Source organism: Hydrogenophaga sp. L99, assembly GCF_058731905.1.
This window is the reverse complement of sequence record NZ_CM178972.1, coordinates 2,647,355-2,666,423: the sequence shown is the minus strand read 5'-3', so window position 1 is coordinate 2,666,423 and position 19,069 is coordinate 2,647,355. Positions and strand designations below refer to the sequence as shown.

Below are 19,069 nucleotides of genomic sequence, written 5' to 3'. Positions count from 1 at the left end.
GGGCTTTCTATCAGGGGAACCCGTGATTTTAGGCCGCATGGGCGCACGGGGCTTGGCAAGCTGCACGCCCCAGGGCGCCACGTGGCTTTGGGGGAAGCCCTCATGGTGTTTGTGTGTATCCGGTGGGGTCGGGCGGGCGGGTAGACTTCGCGCCACCTCTTCCAACACCAAAAAACCGTTCCCCACAGGAGATTCCCCACCATGGCCGTTGACCAACAAGCGCTGCTGGCTGCCCTGCAGGCTGTAACAGACCCTAATACCGGCAAGGACTTCGTGTCTACCAAGGCCGTGAAGAACCTGCAGACGCAAGACGGCGATGTATCGTTCGACGTGGAACTGGGCTACCCCGCCAAGAGCCAGATGCCAGCGCTGCGCAAGGCGCTCATTGCCGCCGCCAAGGGCGTGGCCGGCGTGGACAACGTGTCGGTCAACATGAGCATGAAGATCACCGCCCACGCCGTGCAGCGCGGTGTGCAGCTGCTGCCGCAGGTGAAAAACATCATTGCCGTGGCCTCGGGCAAGGGCGGTGTGGGCAAGAGCACCACCGCCGTGAACCTGGCGCTGGCGCTGGCTGCCGAGGGTGCCAAGGTCGGCATTCTGGACGCCGACATTTACGGCCCCAGCCAGCCCATGATGATGGGCGTGGAAGGCCGACCCGAGAGCGCCGACGGCCAGACCATGGAGCCGCTGGAAAACTACGGCGTGCAGGTGATTTCGATTGGTTTCCTGGTGGACCGCGACGAAGCCATGATCTGGCGCGGCCCCATGGCCACCCAGGCGCTGGAGCAGTTGCTGCGCCAGACCAACTGGAAAGACCTGGACTATTTGATCGTGGACATGCCACCCGGTACTGGCGACATCCAGCTCACCCTGAGCCAGCGCGTGCCGCTGACCGGCGCCGTGATCGTGACCACACCGCAAGACATTGCCCTGCTCGACGCGCGCAAGGGCATCAAGATGTTTGAAAAAGTGGGCGTGCCCATTTTGGGCATTGTGGAAAACATGGCGGTGTATTGCTGCCCCAACTGCGGCCACACCGAGCACATTTTTGGCGCCGACGGCGGCAAAAACATGGCGGCCGAATACGGCATGGACTACCTGGGCGCACTGCCCTTGAACATGCAGATTCGCGTGCAAGCCGACAGCGGCATGCCCACCGTGGTGGCCGACCCGGACGGTGAAATTTCTGGCATCTACAAAGCCGTGGCGCGCCAGGTGGCGATCAAGATCGCCGCCCGCGCCAAAGACTTTTCCAGCAAGTTTCCGAGCATCAAGATTTCGAAAGAAACCTGAACCGCTTTCGCCTGCACACCCCGGGGCCGCAGAAGCGGCCCTTTTCTTTGGTTTCACCGAAATTCCGGCAACCGCCTGCGTCCATGTCTTTGTCCCCCCGCACCCGCCGCATCGTTCAGGCCGTCCTGTACGAGACCTTTGCCATCGCCTGCGTCGCGCCCATGCTGGTGCTGGTGTTTGGGCAGTCGCCGCTGTCTTCGTTGGGGCTTTCGGTCACCATGTCCAGCATTGCGCTGGCCTGGAACTACACCTTCAATTTCTTTTTTGAACGCTGGGAATCGCGTCAGTCCGTCAAGGGCCGGTCGTGGCAGCGCCGGGCTGCCCATGGGCTGGGCTTTGAGGGTGGGCTGGCGCTGATTTTGGTGCCCGTCATGGCCGGCTGGCTGGGCATCACCTGGTGGGAGGCCTTCGTGGCCGATCTGGGCATTTTGGTGTTTTTCCTGGTCTACACGGTGGTGTTCACCTGGGTGTTTGACCGGGTGTTTGGGCTCCCGCAATCGGCGCAGGAGCCCGCCCGCTGAATCAGCGTTTTAGCGCTCAAACAGCCGCTGCGTTTCCAAGTCGCGCAGCTTGAAGCGCTGGATCTTGCCGGTGGCGGTTTTGGGCAGTTCGTCCATGAACTCAATGAAGCGCGGGTACTTGTAAGGCGCGAGTTTTTCTTTCACGAAGGCCTGCAGTTCGGCTTCGGTGGCTTGCGCGCCATTTTTCAGCACCACATAGGCCTTGGTTTTGGTCAGGCCGTCGTCGTCGGTTTTGCCGATCACAGCGGCTTCGAGCACGGCTGGGTGCTGCACCAGGGTGGCCTCCACCTCGAACGGGCTCACGTAGATGCCGCTGACCTTGAGCATGTCATCGTTGCGTCCGGCGTAGGTGTAGTAGCCGTCGGGGTCGCGGGTGTATTTGTCGCCGCTTTTGGTCCAGCTGCCCTGGAAGGTGTCGCGCGATTTGGCGCGGTTGTTCCAGTACATCAGCGCCGCGCTCGGGCCTTGTATGTAGAGATCACCGATCTGGTTGTGGCCGGTGATCACGCTGCCGTCTTCGTTGCGCAATTGCACCTCGTAGCCTGGCACCGCCTTGCCGGTGGTGCCGTAGCGCACGTCGCCCGGGCGGTTGGATAAAAAGATGTGCAGCATCTCGGTGGAGCCAATGCCGTCGATGATCTCGCAGCCAAAATGGGCCGTCCAGCGCTCGCCAATGTCGCGCGGCAGCGCCTCGCCCGCCGACGAGCACAGGCGCAGCGCCACCTGGCTTTTGGCCGGCAGGTCGGGCGATGCCAGCATGCCGCCGTAGCCGGTGGGCGCACCAAAAAACACCGTGGGCTGGTGGTCCACCATGCGTTTGAAGGTGGCCTGCGGCGTGGGCCGCTCGGCCATCAGCACCACGCTGGCACCCACGCTCAGCGGGAAGCTCAGGCCGTTGCCCAGGCCGTAGGCAAAGAACAGTTTGGCGGCGGAAAACACCGTGTCGTTTTCCTGCAGACCCAGCACCGCCTTGCCGTAGAGCTCGGCGGTCCAGTACAGGCTGGCCTGTGTGTGCACCGTGCCTTTGGGACTGCCGGTGGAACCGCTGGAATACAGCCAGAAGGCAGGCTCGTCGCCGTGCGTGTCGGCACCCTCGCCCGGGGCGTGCGCGGCCACGAGCGCTGCCATGTCATGCGCGCCCGCAGGCAGGGCATCGTGGGCGCGTGAGACCACCAGGTGTTTCACCTCGTGGCCGCCCGCTTCCAGCGCCGTTTGCAGCGTGGGCAGCAGCGCGGCTGAGACGAGCGCCGCTTGCGCCCGGCTGTTGGCCAGCATGTAGCCATAGTCTTTGGTCGTGAGCAGGGTGTTCACCGCCACCGGCACCACGCCCGCGTGCAGCGCGCCCAGAAACGCCACCACCCAGTCGCTGCAGTCGTGCATGAGCAACAACACGCGCTCTTCGCGCTTCAGGCCCAGCGCCTGTAGCGCACCGGAAAAGCGCTCTACCTGGTCGGCCAGCTGGCCGTAGGTGAGCGAGCCGGCGTCGTCGATCAGCGCGGCTTTGCCAGCCCGGCCGGCGTTGAGCGCGATCAGGTGGCGGGCGAAGTTGAAGCGCTCCGGTGGGGCGGTGGTTTCGGTGTGGCTCATGGTTTGTCTCCTGCTATGTTCTGCAATACACCCCGTTCGGGCTGAGCCTGTCGAAGCCCTCGCGAGCCCTTCGACCAGCTCAGGGCGAACGGTCGTTGAGTCAACTCAAACGGTGATCGGGCTCACGGTTTGAAAGATATGCCCGTAGCGGCCAGCACGTCCAGCGCGGCGCTGCTGGCCTGCACGGCGCTGCGGCGGTGGTAGAAGCCCAGCGCGCGCAGGCCGCCCAGCTCTTCGCCACCACCTGCGCGGCCGGGGCCGCCGTGCAGGCTCATGGGCATCACGTTGCCGTGGCCGGTCTGGCTGGCGGCCACGTCGGGGCTGATGATGTGCACGCGGCCATGGCTGTCGGCCAGCGCCTGCGCAGCGCGGGCCATGAAGGCCGGGTCGGCGCTGTAAACCGACGCCACCAGCGAGCCTTCGCCGCGGCGAATCAGCGCGTAGGCCTGCGCTTCGTCGTCATAGGCCATGAGCGTGGCCACCGGGCCAAACACCTCCACCGCGTGCAGCACCTGGGCTTTCGTGGGCTGGCGGTGGCCCAGCAGCACGGGCGCCACGCAGGCGGCCACCGCGCGCTCAGCGTCCACCAGGGCGGCGCTGTTGCCGTCAAACAGCACCTCGGCTTCGGTTTTCAGGTGGTCGATGCCGGCCAGCACGCTGTCAAATTGCTCGCGGCTCACCAGCGAGCCCATGCGCGTGGTTTCGTTTCTGGGGTTGCCCACGGTGGTTTTGGCCAGCTTGGCGCCAATGGCCTGGGCCACGGCGTCAAACAGGGCACGCGGCACAAAAATGCGCCGAATGGCGGTGCATTTCTGGCCGCTCTTGCCGGTCATTTCGCGCGCCACTTCGGCCACCAGCAGGTTGAAGGCTTCGCTGCCTTCGGTGGCGGCGGGGTCGAGCAGGGCGCTGTTCAGGCTGTCGGCTTCAATGTTGCAGCGCACCGACCGCTCGGCCACCGCCGGGTGGCTGCGGATGATGCGGGCCGTTTCGGCCGAGCCGGTGAAGCTCACCACGTCAAACGGCTGCAGCTGGTCCATGAGTCCGGCCGACGAACCGCAGATGACCGACAGCGCGCCCGCCGGCAAGATACCGGCGTCCACCACGTCTTGCACCATGCGCTGGGTCAGCCAGGCGGTGGCGGTGGCGGGTTTCACGATCACCGGCACGCCCGAAAGCAGCGCGGGCGCCGCTTTTTCCCACAGGCCCCAGCTCGGGAAGTTGAAGGCGTTGATGAACAGCGCCACGCCGCGCGTGGGGTTCAGCACGTGTTGGGTCTGGAACACCGGGTCTTTGCCCATGCGGATGCGCTCGCCGTCGAGCAGCAAGTTCGCGTCGCCCAGGGCCTCGCCCTGCTTGGCGTAGTAGCCCAGGGTGAAGATGCCGCCGTCGATGTCCACCGCCGAGTCTTTGGTTACCGTGCCGCAGTTGGCGGTGGCGATCTCGTAGTAGGCGTCGCGGTTGGCTTGCAGCACTTTCACCATCTCGCTGAGCAAACCGGCCCGTTGTTTGTAAGTGAGTGCTCGCAAGGCTTCGCCGCCCTGTTCACGGGCAAAGGCAAAGCCCTCGGTCAGGTCCAGGCCGGTGTTGCTCACGCGCACCAGGCCGGTGCCCTGCACCGGGTCGAGCAGGGTGGTGCCGTTGCCGGCACCGGTTTGCCAGCGGCCGGCGAGGAAGTTGGGGAGCAAAGGCAGAGTGGTCATGGGGTCTCGCTGGGTAAGGGTATCGGGGAGGGCTGTTCGCCGGTCGGGATTGACGCTATAAATGCATTATCTTGCGCCTGACACAGCATGCATTAAAGTGCATGTTTCGCAGACTGGCAAGTCTAACTAGGGTTTTCCCTGAATTGAAGAGCACATTTATGAACCAACTGGCGACCGCAAAAGCCCCGGCCGTGGACCTGGCCCCCGCCGCGGCGGGCACCCTCGACGCCACGCCCGACGAAGCCCCGCGCCACCCGTTTCTGGTGGCGCTGGGTGAGCGGGTGCGCACGCTGCGCTCGCGTCGCGGCATGACGCGCAAGGCCGTGGCCGTGGCGGCCGACGTGTCAGAGCGCCACCTGGCCAACCTGGAGTACGGCACCGGCAACGCGTCGGTGCTGGTGCTGCTGCAGGTGTCGCAGGCGCTGCATTGTTCCTTGACCGAGCTGCTGGGTGACGTGACCACCAGCTCGCCCGAATGGCTGCTCATACGCGAGCTGCTGGAGAACCGCAACGAAGCCGACCTGCGCCGCGCGCGCGTGGCCATTGGCAGCCTGCTGGGCGGCGGTGCTGTGGCAGGGGGTGACGTGGGCCGCAGCGCTCGCATTGCGCTCATTGGCCTGCGCGGTGCGGGCAAGTCCACGCTGGGTCAGCGCCTGGCCGACGACCTGGGCTACGCCTTCATTGAACTGAGCCGCGAAATTGAAAAATTTGCGGGCTGCAGCATCAACGAAATCCACGCGCTCTATGGCACGCCGGCTTACCGCCGCTACGAGCGCCGTGCGCTGGAAGAGGCGATTCAAATTTACCCCGAGGTGGTGATTGCCACCCCCGGTGGCCTGGTGTCCGATGCCGCCAACTTCAACCTGTTGCTGAGCCATTGCACCACCATCTGGCTGCAGGCCGACCCGGCCGACCACATGGGCCGCGTGGCGGCACAAGGCGACATGCGCCCCATGGCCGCCAGCCGCGAAGCCATGGAAGATTTGAAGCGCATTTTGGCCGGGCGCTCGGCCTTCTATTCCAAGGCCGATCTGCAATTCAACACCAGTGCCTACAACGTGGACGACGCCTTTGCCGCCCTGCGCCAGCAAGTGCGCGAGGTGCTGGGTGTTTCATGGCATGCATAAAAGTGCATTGACGTTTTTAAAAAGATGCAATATTATTCACATCAACGGGTTCTGACAGGCGTTTGAGTGCAGGCCAGACCCGGTGCAGCACCCGTGTCCACGGGTGTCCCCCAGCCGAACACCCGCCCGAGGAGACAGACATGACCACCAGCACCGCCGTTGACTACCGCACCGAACCCAGCCAGTACCGCCACTGGAAGCTCGCCTTTGCTGGCGACGTGGCCACGCTGTCGATCGACATCGACGAAGACGGCGGCCTGCGCCCCGGCTACAAGCTCAAGCTCAACAGCTACGACCTGGGTGTGGACATTGAGCTGCACGATGCGTTGAACCGCGTGCGCTTCGAGCACCCCGAAGTGCGCACCGTGGTGGTCACCAGCGGCAAGGACCGTGTGTTTTGCTCTGGCGCCAACATCTTCATGCTCGGTGTGTCCAGCCACGGCTGGAAAGTGAACTTCTGCAAGTTCACCAACGAAACCCGCAACGGCATTGAAGACACCAGCAAGCACAGCGGCCTGAAATTCCTGGCGGCCCTGAACGGCGCCTGCGCCGGTGGCGGCTACGAGCTGGCCCTGGCTTGCGACGAAATCTTGCTGGTGGACGACCGTTCCAGCGCTGTGAGCCTGCCCGAAGTGCCGCTGCTCGGCGTGTTGCCCGGCACCGGCGGCCTGACCCGCGTGACCGACAAGCGCCACGTGCGCCACGACCTGGCCGACATCTTCTGCACCACCAGCGAAGGCGTGCGCGGCCAGAAAGCCGTTGACTGGCGCCTGGTGGACGCCGTGGCCAAGCCGCAGCAGTTTGCCGCCGCCGTGACCGAGCGCGCCGCGAAACTGGCTGCCCAGAGCAGCCGCCCAGCCGGCGCCAAGGGTGTCCAGCTGCCCCGCGTGGAGCGCACCGACAGTGCCGACGGCATTGCCTACACCTATGTGAATGTGGCGATCGACCGCGCCAAGCGCAACGCCACCCTCACCCTGAAGGCACCGAGCGGTGCGCAGCCCACGACAATAGCCGGCATCGAAGCCGCCGGTGCCGCCTGGTACCCGCTGCACATGGCCCGCGAGCTCGACGACGCCATCCTCAACCTTCGCACCAACGAACTCGACATCGGCACCTGGATCTTGAAGACCGAAGGCGATGCCGCCGCGGTGCTGGCCAACGACGCCCTGATGCTGGCCCACAAAGACCACTGGTTTGTGAACGAGACCATCGGCGCGCTGCGCCGCACCTTCGCCCGCCTGGACGTGTCGTCGCGCAGTCTGTTTGCCCTGATCGAAGAAGGCTCCTGCTTCGCCGGCACGCTGGCCGAACTGGCTTTCTGCGCCGACCGCGCCTACATGCTGGCCCTGCCCGACGACGCCGACAAGGCACCCAAGCTGCAGCTCAGCGAGTTCAACTTTGGCTTCTTGCCCATGGTGAACGACCAGTCGCGCCTGCAGCGCCGCTTTTATGAAGAGGTGGGCCCGATGGAAGCCGCCCGCGGCGCTATCGGCAAGTCACTCGACGCCGACGCTGCCTTGGCCCTGGGTCTGGTGACCGCCGCCCCCGACGACATCGACTGGGCCGACGAAGTGCGCATGGCGCTGGAAGAGCGCGCGTCCATGTCGCCCGACGCCCTGACCGGCCTGGAAGCCAACCTGCGTTTTGCGCAAAAAGAAAACATGGCCACCCGCGTGTTTGGCCGCCTCACCGCCTGGCAAAACTGGATCTTCCAGCGCCCCAACGCCGTGGGCGAAAAGGGTGCACTGAAGGTCTACGGCAAAGGCGACAAAGCGCAGTTCGACATGAACCGCGTCTGATCCGATCCCTTGAGTCTTGTTGTGCGGTGGGTTTCCCGGTGGAGCCAGCCGCAACCTTAGAGCAGTCCACCGAACGAGAAACCTGCAGGAGCCAAAACATGTCCACCATCGACTACAGCGACAAAATTCCGAACAACGTCAACCTGAGCGAAGACCGCACGCTGCAGCGCGCGCTGGAGCAATGGCAGCCCAACTACCTGAAGTGGTGGGACGACATGGGCCCGGACGGCTCGCAAAACTTTGACGTCTACCTGCGCACCGCCGTGAGCGTGGACCCGCAGGGCTGGGCGCAGTTCGGCCACGTGAAGATGCCCGACTACCGCTGGGGCATCTTTCTGAACCCCGCCGAGCAAGACCGCAAGATCCATTTCGGTGACCACAAGGGCGAAGCCGCCTGGCAAGACGTGCCTGGCGAATACCGCGCCAACCTGCGCCGCATCATCGTCACCCAGGGTGACACCGAGCCGGCTTCGGTGGAGCAGCAGCGCCACCTGGGCCTGACGGCGCCCAGCCAGTACGACCTGCGCAACCTGTTCCAGGTGAACGTGGAAGAAGGCCGCCACCTGTGGGCCATGGTGTATTTGCTGCACAAGTATTTCGGCAAAGACGGTCGCGAAGAAGGCGAAGCCCTGCTGGAGCGCAACAGCGGCAACGCTGACAACCCGCGCATTCTGGAAGCCTTCAACGAAGAGACGCCCGACTGGCTGTCGTTCTTCATGTTCACCTACTTCACCGACCGCGACGGCAAGTTCCAGCTGTGCGCCCTGGCCGAGTCGAGCTTCGACCCGCTGGCCCGCACCACCAAGTTCATGCTGACCGAAGAAGCGCACCACATGTTCGTGGGCGAGTCGGGCGTGAGCCGCGTGATCAACCGCACCTGCCAGGTGATGAACGAGCTCAAGACCGACGACCCGGCCAAGCTGCGCGCCGCCGGTGTGATCGACCTGCCCACCATCCAGCGCTACCTCAACTTCCATTTCTCGGTGACGATCGACCTGTTCGGTGCCGACGAGTCCAGCAACGCCGCCACCTTCTACAGCACCGGCCTCAAGGGGCGCTATGAAGAAGGCAAGCGCACCGACGACCACGTGCTCAAGGGCCAGTTCTACAAGGTGCTGAACGTGCAAAACGGCCAGCTGGTGGAAAAAGAAGTGCCGATGCTCAACGCGTTGAACGAAGTGCTGCGCGACGACTACATCAAGGACAGCGTGGGCGGCGTGGAGCGCTGGAACAAGGTGATCGAGAAGGCCGGCATCCCCGTGCGCCTGACCGTGCCGCACAAGGCTTTCCACCGCAACATCGGCATGCTTAAGGGCGTGAAAGTGGCGCCCGAAGGCCGCGTGATCTCCGAGTCCGAATGGAACGCCAACCGCGACAACTGGTTGCCCAGCGAGAGCGACCGCGCTTTTGTGGCCAGCCTCATGGGCCGCGTGGTCGATCCCGGCAAGTTCGCCAACTGGATCGCGCCGCCGGTCATGGGCATCAACCGCCAGCCGGTGGACTTTGAGTACATCCGCTTCGCTTGAACTGTTGACCCCCCCGCGCCGCGCCCAAGGGCGCGTCACCCCCCAGGGGGCGATGCGAGTGGCCCGGCAAAGCCGGTTCCACCGCATCCTGGGTGGGGCACCTCCCGCCCCGGCTACACCGGGGCGTTCCTTTTTTTGCCTCTGATGAGCACGGGTCTGGGTGACCGGCGCAGTGAGGTACAGGAGGAGCCGGCCGCAGGCCGGCGGGGGACACGAACGGAGTCGGTCGCCCCGGCCCGTGCGGTGCCAGGCCGAAGCCACAAGAGACCCGAACGAGTTTTTGCCCCAGCCCAAGCACTTCCCCAACGAAGTCACGACAATCCAGACGACAGAGCATCCTTTCGAGACGCCGGAGACCGCACATGAACGCCCCCATGGAAGCCGCTGTGATCAAACAGCACCTGATCGACCCTGAAATCTGCATCCGCTGCAACACCTGCGAAGCCATCTGCCCCGTGGGCGCGATCACGCACGATTCGCGCAACTACGTGGTGGACGCCGAAAAGTGCAACTGGTGCAACGACTGCATCTCGCCGTGCCCCACGGGTTCGATCGACAACTACCGCACCATGCCGCGCATCAAGGTCTATTCGCTGGCCGAGCAGCTCACCTGGGACGAACTGCCGGTGGAGTTGTCTGCCGAAGAGCGCAAAGCACTGGCCGGCGACGATGCCGCCGGCGAGCCTGCGCCAGAGGCCGAGACCGAAGCCGCCGTGGTGGCCGACCCCACCGGCGAGACCGCGTTCAACTCGGGCGCGTTTGGCGCCCATGTGCCGCCCTGGTCGGCCGCCCATGCTTACACCAACCTGTATGGCCCCAAGGCCGCGCAGAAAACCGTCACCGCCACCGTGGTGGGCAACGTGCGCGTGACCGAGGTCGGCAAACAGGCCGGCCACGACTACGACACCCACCATGTGGTGCTCGACTTCGGCAGCATGCCGTTCCCCGTGCTCGAAGGCCAGTCCATCGGCATCGTGCCGCCCGGCACCGACGCCAACGGCAAGCCACACCACGCGCGCCAGTACTCCATTGCCAGCCCGCGCAACGGCGAGCGCCCCGGTTACAACAACCTGTCGCTCACCATCAAGCGCGTGCTGGAGGACCACCAGGGCCAGCCCGTGCGCGGCGTGGCCAGCAACTACATGTGCAACCTGCAAGTGGGTGACACCGTGCAGGTGATCGGGCCGTTTGGCAGCAGCTTCTTGATGCCCAACCACCCCAAGAGCCACATCGTCATGATCTGCACCGGCACCGGCAGCGCACCCATGCGCGCCATGACCGAGTGGCGCCGGCGCCAGCGCGCTTCCGGCAAATTTGAAGGCGGCAAACTCATGCTGTTCTTTGGTGCCCGCACGCCGGCCGAGCTGCCGTACTTCGGCCCGCTCAACAATTTACCCAAAGACTTCATCGACGTTGAATTTGCGTTCTCACGCGAGGTAGGCAAACCCAAGCGCTATGTGCAAGACGCCATGCGCGAGCGCGCCGCCGACCTCGTGCCCCTGCTGCAAGACCCCAACGCGTACTTTTACGTGTGCGGCCTGAAAAGCATGGAAGAGGGCGTGGTGCTGGCCCTGCGCGATGCGGCACAAAACGCCGGCCTCAACTGGGACACCCTGGGCGCGGCGCTCAAGCGCGAAGGCCGCTTGCACCTGGAAACCTATTGAGCGCCTGAACGTGGGTGGGTGACCACCCGGCAACAAAGGGTCTGGCGGGCGTTGCCCACCAGACCCTTTTTTCTGGGTGCGGTTTTTGTGCCGTTTTATCAGGGTTTCCCCTCTGAAAGCACTGCCCGCAACGGGGAAAGCGCCCGGCGCCCGCTGAGCCGGTCCGGGATGGCTTACATTGCGGTCTTTCCAACATGACCGAAAACCCCATGACCCCCACCCCCAACCGCCCCGCCATCGAGGTGGACGTGGTCATGCGCCGCGAGCCGGTGAGCGGCCCCATGAGCCGCTGGCAAGCCTGGCGCTGGGTGCTGGCCGACGTGTTGCTGCGCAGCAGCCCCGAAGTAACAACCGCCCTCACACCCGACGACGTGCACGAGCCACAGGCCGTCGAACCCATTGATGGCGCCGGCCACGGTGCGTCCACCCATTGGCTGTTTCCGCGCTTTCGCGTCACCTTGTTTCGTGACGACGCCGAAGGCTATTTTCTGAACCTGAACAGCCCCACGCCCTGCTTTTGGGTGGTGTGGCGCCCCGACGAAGCCCAGCTGGTGGACGGCGAGCCCCTGGCCGTGCCGCAAACCGTGACGCTGAGCTACCACGACGCCGGGCGCTGGCTCGACGCACAAGAGCGCGTGGAGCAGGTGGCCGCGCCAGAAGATGCGGTGGATTGGCTGCGCGCCTTTGTCGACACCACCTACCAGCCCGAGCCCAAACGCCGCAAGCGCCCGGACAGCTTCAAAACCCTGACCGACCGGTTTGGTCAGCCGGTGCGCATCAGCACCGAAAAGCGGCCCACCGGCCCACAGCCTGGCCCAGCGCCGGCCCGCCCCGGCCAGGGCAACGGAGGTGGCCATGGCCGCTGACGACGACAACTTTTTTTCGCGCTGGTCGCGCCGCAAGGTGCAGGTGCGCACCGGCCAACCGCTGCCGGTGGAGCCGCCCCCACCAGCGGCGCCGGCGCCCCTGGTGGCCCGCGCTGCCCCGTCGCTCGCCCCTGAGCAGCCTGAAAAGGCCCAACCGAGCGCCGATGCGCCCGCCGCACCACCCGCTGCCGAGGCACCCCCGGTGCTCACGCTCGACGACGTGGCGAAACTCACCCGCGACGCCGACTTCAAACCCTTCATTGGCCGCCAGGTGCCCGCCGAGGTGCGCAATGCCGCCATGAAGAAGCTGTTCACCGATCCGCACTACAACGTGATGGACGGGCTCGACATCTACATCGACGACTATTCCCAGCCCAGCCCTTTGTCCGCAGCCATGATGGCCAAAATGGTGGGCGCCCAGTTTTTGAAACTGGTGGACGACCCCAACGAGGCCAAGCCCGCCACAGTGGCCGTGGCTCCGGCTGGCGATGCCTCGCCCGAGGAGGCACCGCCCGACAGCGACGCGCCAGCACAGCCTCAAGCCAACACCGCTGGCGCTGAGCTTGAAGCAGCACCCGACACCCCCACCGGCGCAGCCACTGCGCTGGCACAACCAGAAAACCACGATGACCACGCTGATCTGCAACTGCAACCAGACCATGCCCCTGAACGCAAAAGCCCTGGGCGAGGCGCTGGATGAAGACCTGACACTGCACACCACCCTGTGCCGGCGCGACGCGCCGGCCTTTCAAAAGGCCTGCCGCAGCAGCGACGACCTGGTGGTGGCCTGCACGCAAGAAAGCCGCCTGTTCACCGAGCTGGCTGAGCAAACCGAGGGCGCTGTGTCGCTCGACGTGCGGCCCATTCATTTTGTGAACATCCGGGAAACCGGTGGCTGGGGCCGCGAAGCCGCCCAAGCCACGCCCAAAATGGCCGCCCTGCTGGCCGCCGCCCGCCTGCCCGACGCCGAGCCTGTGCCCACCGTCACCTACAAAAGCGCCGGGCGCCTGCTGGTCATCGGCGCGCTGGAAGACGCCGAGCGCGCCGCCGCGCTGGTGGCCGATGTGCTGGACGTGACGCTCATGGCCATCGGCGGTGCCGGCATGCAGGCGCGCCGCTTCCCGGTCATTGCCGGTGAGCTGCCCCAGGTGCGCGGCTGGCTGGGCGCGTTTGACGTGCAGTGGACCACCAGCAACCCGATTGACCTGGACCTGTGCACCCGCTGCAACGCCTGTGTGGCCGCCTGCCCCGAAGACGCCATTGGTCTGGACTACCAGATCGACATGAGCCGCTGCCAGTCGCACCGCGCGTGTGTGAAAGCTTGCGAAGCCGTGGGCGCCATCAATTTCCAGCGCGCGCCCCAAAGCCACAGCGACAAGTTTGACCTGGTGCTCGACCTGCGCAAAGCGCCTGCCTTCAGCCAACACGCGCACCCACAAGGCTACGTGCACCTGCCCGGTGGCCTGAACGACGCCGCCGCCATGCAGGCCATCATCAAGCTGCGCGATCTGGTGGGCGAGTTTGAAAAACCCAAATTTTTCACCTACAAACAAAAAATCTGTGCCCACAGCCGCAACGAAACCGTGGGCTGCAACGCCTGCGTCGAGATTTGTTCGGCGCTCGCCATCAGCAGCGACGTGAAGCGCAACCAGATCGTCGTCAACCCCAACCTGTGCGTGGGCTGCGGCGCCTGCACCACCGTGTGCCCCACCGGCGCGCTGAGCTACGCCTACCCCCGCGCCAGCGAGCAGGGCGTGAAACTGCGCACCCTGCTCGCCACCTACGCCAAAGCCGGTGGCAAAGACGCGGCACTGCTGCTGCACAGCCAGGAAGCCGGCGCTGCCCTCATCAGCGACCTGGGCCGTGCCGCCGCGCTCGACAAAACCGTGCGCGGCGTGCCCGCTCGCGTCATCCCGCTGCCGCTGTGGCACACCGCCTCGGTCGGGCTTGACGTGTGGCTCACCGCCTTTGCCTACGGCGCTAGCCAGGTTTGGGTGCTCATGACGGGTGAAGAAGCCCCGCAGTACCGCGACGCCGTGGTCGAGCAAATGGCGGTGGCGCAGGCTATCGTGAGCGGCCTGGGCTACAGCGGCCAACACTTCAAGCTGCTTGAAGCGCGTGACGCCCGCGACCTCATGGCGCTCGACGCCGCCCTGGGCGAAGCCCCGGCGCAGGGCGTGAAACGCCGCGCGAGCTTTGCCGTGCAAGCCGAAAAGCGCGCCACCGTCGAGCTGGCGATTGACCACCTGCTGCAAGACAGTGCTGCCCACCCTCAGCGCGTCCAGGCCGGCGAAGCACTGGCACTGCCCGCCGCATCGCTGCTGGGCAGCATCGCCGTCAACAAAGACACCTGCACGCTGTGCCTGAGCTGCGTCAGCGCTTGCCCGGCCAGCGCCCTGCAAGACAACACCGAGCGCCCGCAACTGCGCTTCATTGAAAAAAACTGCGTGCAGTGCGGCCTGTGCGCCAGCACCTGCCCCGAAAACGCCATCACGCTCACGCCGCGCCTGCTGCTCTCCGAGCAGCGCAAACAACTGCGCGTGCTCAACGAAGCCCAGCCCTACCAGTGCATCCGCTGCAGCAAACCCTTTGGCACGCTCAAAGGCATTGAAGTGATGCTGGGCAAGCTCGCCGGCCACGCCATGTTCCAGGGCGAAGCGCTGGAACGCCTGAAAATGTGCGGCGACTGCCGCGTGGTGGACATCTATTCCAACCCGGGCGAAACCCGCATCCATGATCTGTAACCCCCTGCGCCGCTTAGCGTCTTCCCCTCAGGGGGTCCAAGCCTTTGGCCTGGCACAGCCAGGTTCACGGTGCGCCTTGCCAGTTTCTGGCATGCCCAGTTTTGTCGCGCACAGCGAATCCAAGCAGCAAGCAACATGAACAACTCCATTCCCGTGTCCTCCGCCCTCGACGAAGAAACCGCCCGCGCCGAGGTGTACGGCCTGCTGGCCGCGCTGTTCTACGCGCCGCCCACGCCCGAACTCATGTCGCAACTGCGCGTGGCCGTCACCGAAGCACCCGCCGCCGGCGGCTTCCTGGAAGAACCCTGGCGCGACCTGGTGGCCGCTGCCCGCGCGGTGGACGACGCTGCCGTGGCCGTGGAATTCGACGCCCTGTTTGGCGGTATCGGCAAGCCCGAAATTTTCCTGTTTGGCTCGCACTACCTCAGCGGTTTTTTGAACGAAAAACCGCTGGCCGCTTTGCGTGGCGACCTCGCCGCGCTCGGCCTCGGGCGCGACGACACCATGTCAGAAACCGAAGACCATTTCGCCTACCTGTGCGAAGTCATGCGCTACCTGATCGCAGGCGACGAAGTCGAAGTGTCCAACCTGACCCAGCAACAAAAGTTCTTCAACGCCCACCTGCAACCCTGGGCACACACCATGTGCGACACCGTGGCAGCACACCCCAAAGCCAAGTTCTACGCCGCACTGGCCGGGTTCACCCGGGCGTTTGTGGCGGTTGAAATACAGGGCTTTGACATGCTGGCTTGAATCGGCTGGCGGTGCTCACTTCGGGCAACGTCGCTCGTAGTGCTTCGACCGGTGTGTTGATGCGCCTGTGTGATTCGAGGGTTCGGTGGCAGGTCCCGGCCAGGAGCAGGCTTTGCCGAAAGGCAGCTTCAGGGCTTGCACGGTGCCGCGATGCAGCGTTAACGTCGCGACTTGGGCGAACTAGCACTTCGCAGCTAGGCGGCGTGGAGCAAGTCCGGGCCGAGGTGATCCCGCCAGCTTATACAACTGCCTACTCCTTGCTACCGACACCCGCACGCATCATTTGTAGGGCAATCGCCGTCACACTCTCAGCGAGAAAGCCGCGGCAAGGCTCGGAATTGCAGATCGCGAACATGGCGCGTTGTTCTTCACGATCCTTGAGATAACGGAAGGCGTAATCGTGCAGATGCGCCCCCCTGCGTCAGACTAGTTGTCGCCTCCTTTTTCACGCGGATGATCCGCGCCAAAGCGACACAACATGCAAAAGAATCAACATTCGCCAGAGTTCATAGAGCAGGCATTGAGCAAGGTCCGCACGCGCGGCTCGCGCACCTTGGAATCGGTGGCCACTGAGCTGAACATGCCACTGGGAACGCTCAAGGGCTGGCTCAAGAGATCGCGCCCTGTGGGGGCAGCGTTGGCGCATGCGCCAACGCTGCCCAGCGATACGCCCGCAGCCCAGTGGAGCCCTGTTCAGCGGCTGTTGGCCTTGAACGAAAGCCACACCCTGGTGGGGCCGGCGCTGCACGCCTGGTGCCGCGAGAAGGGCTTATTCGAGCACCAGCTGATCCAGTGGCGCGAAGCCTTTTGCGCATCGACGCAACCCGCTGCTGCCAGCGCCGCTGAGCAACGCCTGGCCAACACTGCGCTGCGCGAGTTGCAAGGCCGGCACGACCAGCTGGAGCGCGAGGTGCGCCGCAAGGACCGCGCGCTGGCCGAGGCCGCCGCTTTGCTGATCCTTCAAAAAAAGTTCCAGGCCTTGGTTCTGAAATCGCAGGGCGAGGACACATGAGCACCCTCGCACAACGCGCCACCGTGCTGGAGCTGATCGCCGAAGCTTGCATCGCTGGCGCCCGCTTGCACAGGGCCTGCGAGATCATCGGGCTGGCCGCACGCACTGTGCAGCGCTGGGTGGATGCTGGAAAAAATGCGCTGTATGTGGGCGACAGGCGCACCCCTGATCAACGCATTCATAACTGCCCGCCCAACAAACTGAGCGACGCTGAACGCCTGGCGGCTCTGGCTGTGCTCAACAGTGAGGAGTTCAAGGACCTGCCACCCAGCCAGATCGTGCCCCGTCTGGCTGACAAGGGCATGTACGTGGCGAGCGAGTCAACCCTGTACAGGCTGCTGCGTCAGGCTGGGCAACTGGCTCACCGCCGCCTTGAACGCGTGCCGCAAAAGCGCAGCAAACCCCGCGCCTTGGTGGCGAGAAGGCCCGACCAGATCTACTGTTGGGACATCACCTACTTGCCCACCCAGGTGCGCGGCCTGTTCTTCTACCTGTACCTGTTCGTGGACATCTTCAGCCGCAAGGTGGTGGGCTGGCAGGTCTTCGATTGCGAGAGCGCCGAGCGGGCTGCAGCGCTGCTGGAGGACATCTGTCGGCGCCAGGGCGTTGGTGCGGATCAGGTCACAGTGCATTCGGACAACGGCAGTCCGATGAAGGGCGAAACGATGCTGGCCACCATGCAGCGCTTGGGCGTGGCACACAGCCGCAGCCGCCCCGCGGTGAGCAACGACAACCCATACGCCGAATCGCTGTTCAAGACCTTGAAGTACCGCCCGCAGCTGCCGCTCAAGCCGTTTGCCGATCTGATGCAGGCCAGGCGCTGGGTGACCGAGCTGGTGCACTGGTACAACGAGCAGCACAGGCACAGTGCAATCAGCTTCGTGACCCCCGCGCAGCGCCATGCACAGACCGATGAAGCTTTGCTGCACGCACGTGCTGCGGTCTATGAAAAAGCCAGGCAACAACATCCAGCGCGTTGGTCAGGAAACACCCGCAACTGGACCTTCATCGACGAGGTTCACCTAAACCCAGACAGCCCACAAACCAAGGAGTCCGATCAGAAGGCAGCTTGATTTGACAACCTCAGGCGACAACTAGCTTGACAACTTCCGTGCGCCAGGTGCGGCCTACTCTTGAACGAATGCATCTCTTGCTCTAGCCCACGGGAGTTGATGCAGGTGAACTTGATCATCAAGTCTTCAACCCGTACGTTCCAGATGAAGGCATCAGCCATGACGTACTCAAACTTTACGTCAGGAATGGGAAGATCCTTGAAGGACAGAGGCGCTCTGAGATCGTGATCCTCTTCGTCAGGCGTGCCTTCCATCGCCTCCACGACAGCATTGGGTGTTCGTAGGAGCGATTCGGCAGTCGGGTCATTCGAAGACGCCACACTTGCCTTCGGTCGAATCTCGCGGTCATAAACTTCCTCGCAGTCATTGGAGGAAAGTAGCTCGCCCCTTCGGTAGGCCGGGTGAAAGATCTTTATTAGATCCTCAGAGGTGATCTTGCCCTTTTTGAGCATTCCCTCAAGGTGCCTCGTGACGGTGAGATCCCCCTTGTTGTTGTCCGACCGCAGGATTGTGATGATCGGGGGGCGCTGCTCTGGTGAGTTTGGTGCTCCCAAAATGACTCGGCAGTCAAGTTGATGGTCCCCGGAATGGTTCGGGTCTTCATGTGGAATCCGGAGGCAACCCCGATAGTGCTTTCGTCCCTCATCAATTTCTGTTTGACGTTGGCCACGAGTGCCCTCCTCGTCATACCAGTAAGGGTCCAGTCGGGCGAACTGCTGATGCGACTCTGTGATCTTCAGCCCGAGTCGAAGCGGGAGAGGCACCGTATTCGCGTGTCCGTGTAGTCCTAGATAAACCTGCATTGGCTTCTTTCGTCAATCAACGTCATGTAGGTATGCGCTGCAACACCCACCGCAAAGGCATGTAAGCCGGGCGAGCTAGCGATCTGGTTCGCGTACAGACCAGAACCAGACTTGGGAATCCCAGCCTGGGAGAGCATCGAGAATGATCTCCTCACCAATGAGCCTCTGGCACAGGGCCTCCATGGCTGGCATATCCGGGTGCTCAAGCGATCTCTTTCTTATCCCTTGATCCGTATCGAGGATCAAGAAGCCTTCTCGACGCGAGACTTTCAGCAGGCGCATGCGTTTATCGCCTTCCTCGAGTCTCGTCTTGGACCTTGTGAATGGCGACGGACTCATCGTAGTGAAAGTCATCAGCCTGCGCGCCGTCGGTCCAATGCGCTCTTGCATCGAACGGGTGGTCGTCCAAGTAGACGTTCATCACCGTATGGCCGTAGGCGGACGCTGACATTTGCACCTTCTGCATGTGCAGGGCAGCGTCGCTGGGATCGACGACATTGACGATGTACTTCCAAGTCTCACCTGGCTCGAGCGGGAGATCACTCCCGGTGTCGTTCTTGATGACAAAGCTCAGGATCATTTGTTCGCGCTCCAAGTTAGC

At 64.0% G+C, this 19,069-nt stretch carries 15 protein-coding genes; 12 read left to right on the top strand and 3 right to left on the bottom strand.

The window, feature by feature from the left end:
- The first annotated feature begins 201 nt into the window (after positions 1-201).
- A complete protein-coding gene (gene apbC, locus AC4QBL_RS12640; RefSeq protein ID WP_472901678.1) occupies positions 202-1,293 on the top strand; it encodes an iron-sulfur cluster carrier protein ApbC in 1,092 nt (363 codons plus the stop codon).
- Between the two features lie 83 nt (positions 1,294-1,376).
- Positions 1,377-1,814 (top strand): PACE efflux transporter, encoded by a 438-nt coding sequence (locus tag AC4QBL_RS12635; protein WP_472901677.1) that lies wholly within the window; start codon positions 1,377-1,379, stop codon positions 1,812-1,814.
- Positions 1,815-1,823: 9 nt separating this feature from the next.
- Here AC4QBL_RS12635 and AC4QBL_RS12630 read toward each other — a convergent pair whose 3' ends face one another.
- Together AC4QBL_RS12630 and AC4QBL_RS12625 are read right to left on the bottom strand one after the other, a co-directional pair.
- Positions 1,824-3,401 carry a benzoate-CoA ligase family protein gene (locus AC4QBL_RS12630; protein ID WP_472907066.1) on the bottom strand — a complete coding sequence of 526 codons (1,578 nt, stop codon included), beginning with the start codon at positions 3,399-3,401 and terminating at the stop codon, positions 1,824-1,826.
- A 122-nt stretch (positions 3,402-3,523) separates the two neighbouring features.
- Positions 3,524-5,101 carry a 3,4-dehydroadipyl-CoA semialdehyde dehydrogenase gene (locus tag AC4QBL_RS12625; protein WP_472907067.1) on the bottom strand — a complete coding sequence of 526 codons (1,578 nt, stop codon included), beginning with the start codon at positions 5,099-5,101 and terminating at the stop codon, positions 3,524-3,526.
- A 158-nt stretch (positions 5,102-5,259) separates the two neighbouring features.
- Between AC4QBL_RS12625 and AC4QBL_RS12620 the strand changes: the two genes are divergently transcribed.
- The 10 genes from AC4QBL_RS12620 to AC4QBL_RS12575 all read left to right on the top strand — a co-directional run bounded on the left by AC4QBL_RS12620 (position 5,260) and on the right by AC4QBL_RS12575 (position 17,665).
- A complete protein-coding gene (locus AC4QBL_RS12620; RefSeq protein WP_472907068.1) occupies positions 5,260-6,228 on the top strand; it encodes a helix-turn-helix transcriptional regulator in 969 nt (322 codons plus the stop codon).
- 140 nt (positions 6,229-6,368) lie between these two features.
- Complete coding sequence (gene boxC, locus AC4QBL_RS12615) at positions 6,369-8,027, top strand: 2,3-epoxybenzoyl-CoA dihydrolase (RefSeq protein ID WP_472907069.1); 1,659 nt, start codon at positions 6,369-6,371, stop codon at positions 8,025-8,027.
- 98 nt (positions 8,028-8,125) lie between these two features.
- Positions 8,126-9,553, top strand: coding sequence for a benzoyl-CoA 2,3-epoxidase subunit BoxB (gene boxB / locus AC4QBL_RS12610; RefSeq protein WP_472901672.1), 1,428 nt, complete (start codon positions 8,126-8,128; stop codon positions 9,551-9,553).
- Between the two features lie 362 nt (positions 9,554-9,915).
- Positions 9,916-11,217: a benzoyl-CoA 2,3-epoxidase subunit BoxA gene (boxA, locus tag AC4QBL_RS12605; protein ID WP_472907070.1), complete on the top strand. Its 1,302-nt coding sequence runs from the start codon at positions 9,916-9,918 to the stop codon at positions 11,215-11,217.
- 209 nt (positions 11,218-11,426) lie between these two features.
- Positions 11,427-12,083: a DUF3305 domain-containing protein gene (locus AC4QBL_RS12600; protein WP_472901670.1), complete on the top strand. Its 657-nt coding sequence runs from the start codon at positions 11,427-11,429 to the stop codon at positions 12,081-12,083.
- Complete coding sequence (locus tag AC4QBL_RS12595) at positions 12,073-12,783, top strand: DUF3306 domain-containing protein (protein WP_472901669.1); 711 nt, start codon at positions 12,073-12,075, stop codon at positions 12,781-12,783. Before AC4QBL_RS12600 ends, AC4QBL_RS12595 begins: the two co-directional genes overlap by 11 nt.
- Positions 12,743-14,827: a 4Fe-4S binding protein gene (locus tag AC4QBL_RS12590; RefSeq protein ID WP_492131662.1), complete on the top strand. Its 2,085-nt coding sequence runs from the start codon at positions 12,743-12,745 to the stop codon at positions 14,825-14,827. The genes AC4QBL_RS12595 and AC4QBL_RS12590 overlap by 41 nt, the downstream gene beginning before the upstream one ends.
- A gap of 135 nt (positions 14,828-14,962) precedes the next feature.
- Positions 14,963-15,580, top strand: a complete 618-nt coding sequence (locus AC4QBL_RS12585) for a TorD/DmsD family molecular chaperone (protein ID WP_472907072.1) — start codon at positions 14,963-14,965, stop codon at positions 15,578-15,580.
- A gap of 478 nt (positions 15,581-16,058) precedes the next feature.
- Positions 16,059-16,592: a transposase gene (locus AC4QBL_RS12580; RefSeq protein ID WP_472900371.1), complete on the top strand. Its 534-nt coding sequence runs from the start codon at positions 16,059-16,061 to the stop codon at positions 16,590-16,592.
- On the top strand, positions 16,589-17,665 hold the full coding sequence (locus AC4QBL_RS12575) for an IS3 family transposase (protein ID WP_492131579.1): 1,077 nt from the start codon (positions 16,589-16,591) through the stop codon (positions 17,663-17,665). Before AC4QBL_RS12580 ends, AC4QBL_RS12575 begins: the two co-directional genes overlap by 4 nt.
- Before the next feature lie 1,089 nt (positions 17,666-18,754).
- Here AC4QBL_RS12575 and AC4QBL_RS12570 read toward each other — a convergent pair.
- On the bottom strand, positions 18,755-19,048 hold the full coding sequence (locus AC4QBL_RS12570; protein ID WP_472908435.1) for a hypothetical protein: 294 nt from the start codon (positions 19,046-19,048) through the stop codon (positions 18,755-18,757).
- Positions 19,049-19,069 lie beyond the last annotated feature (21 nt).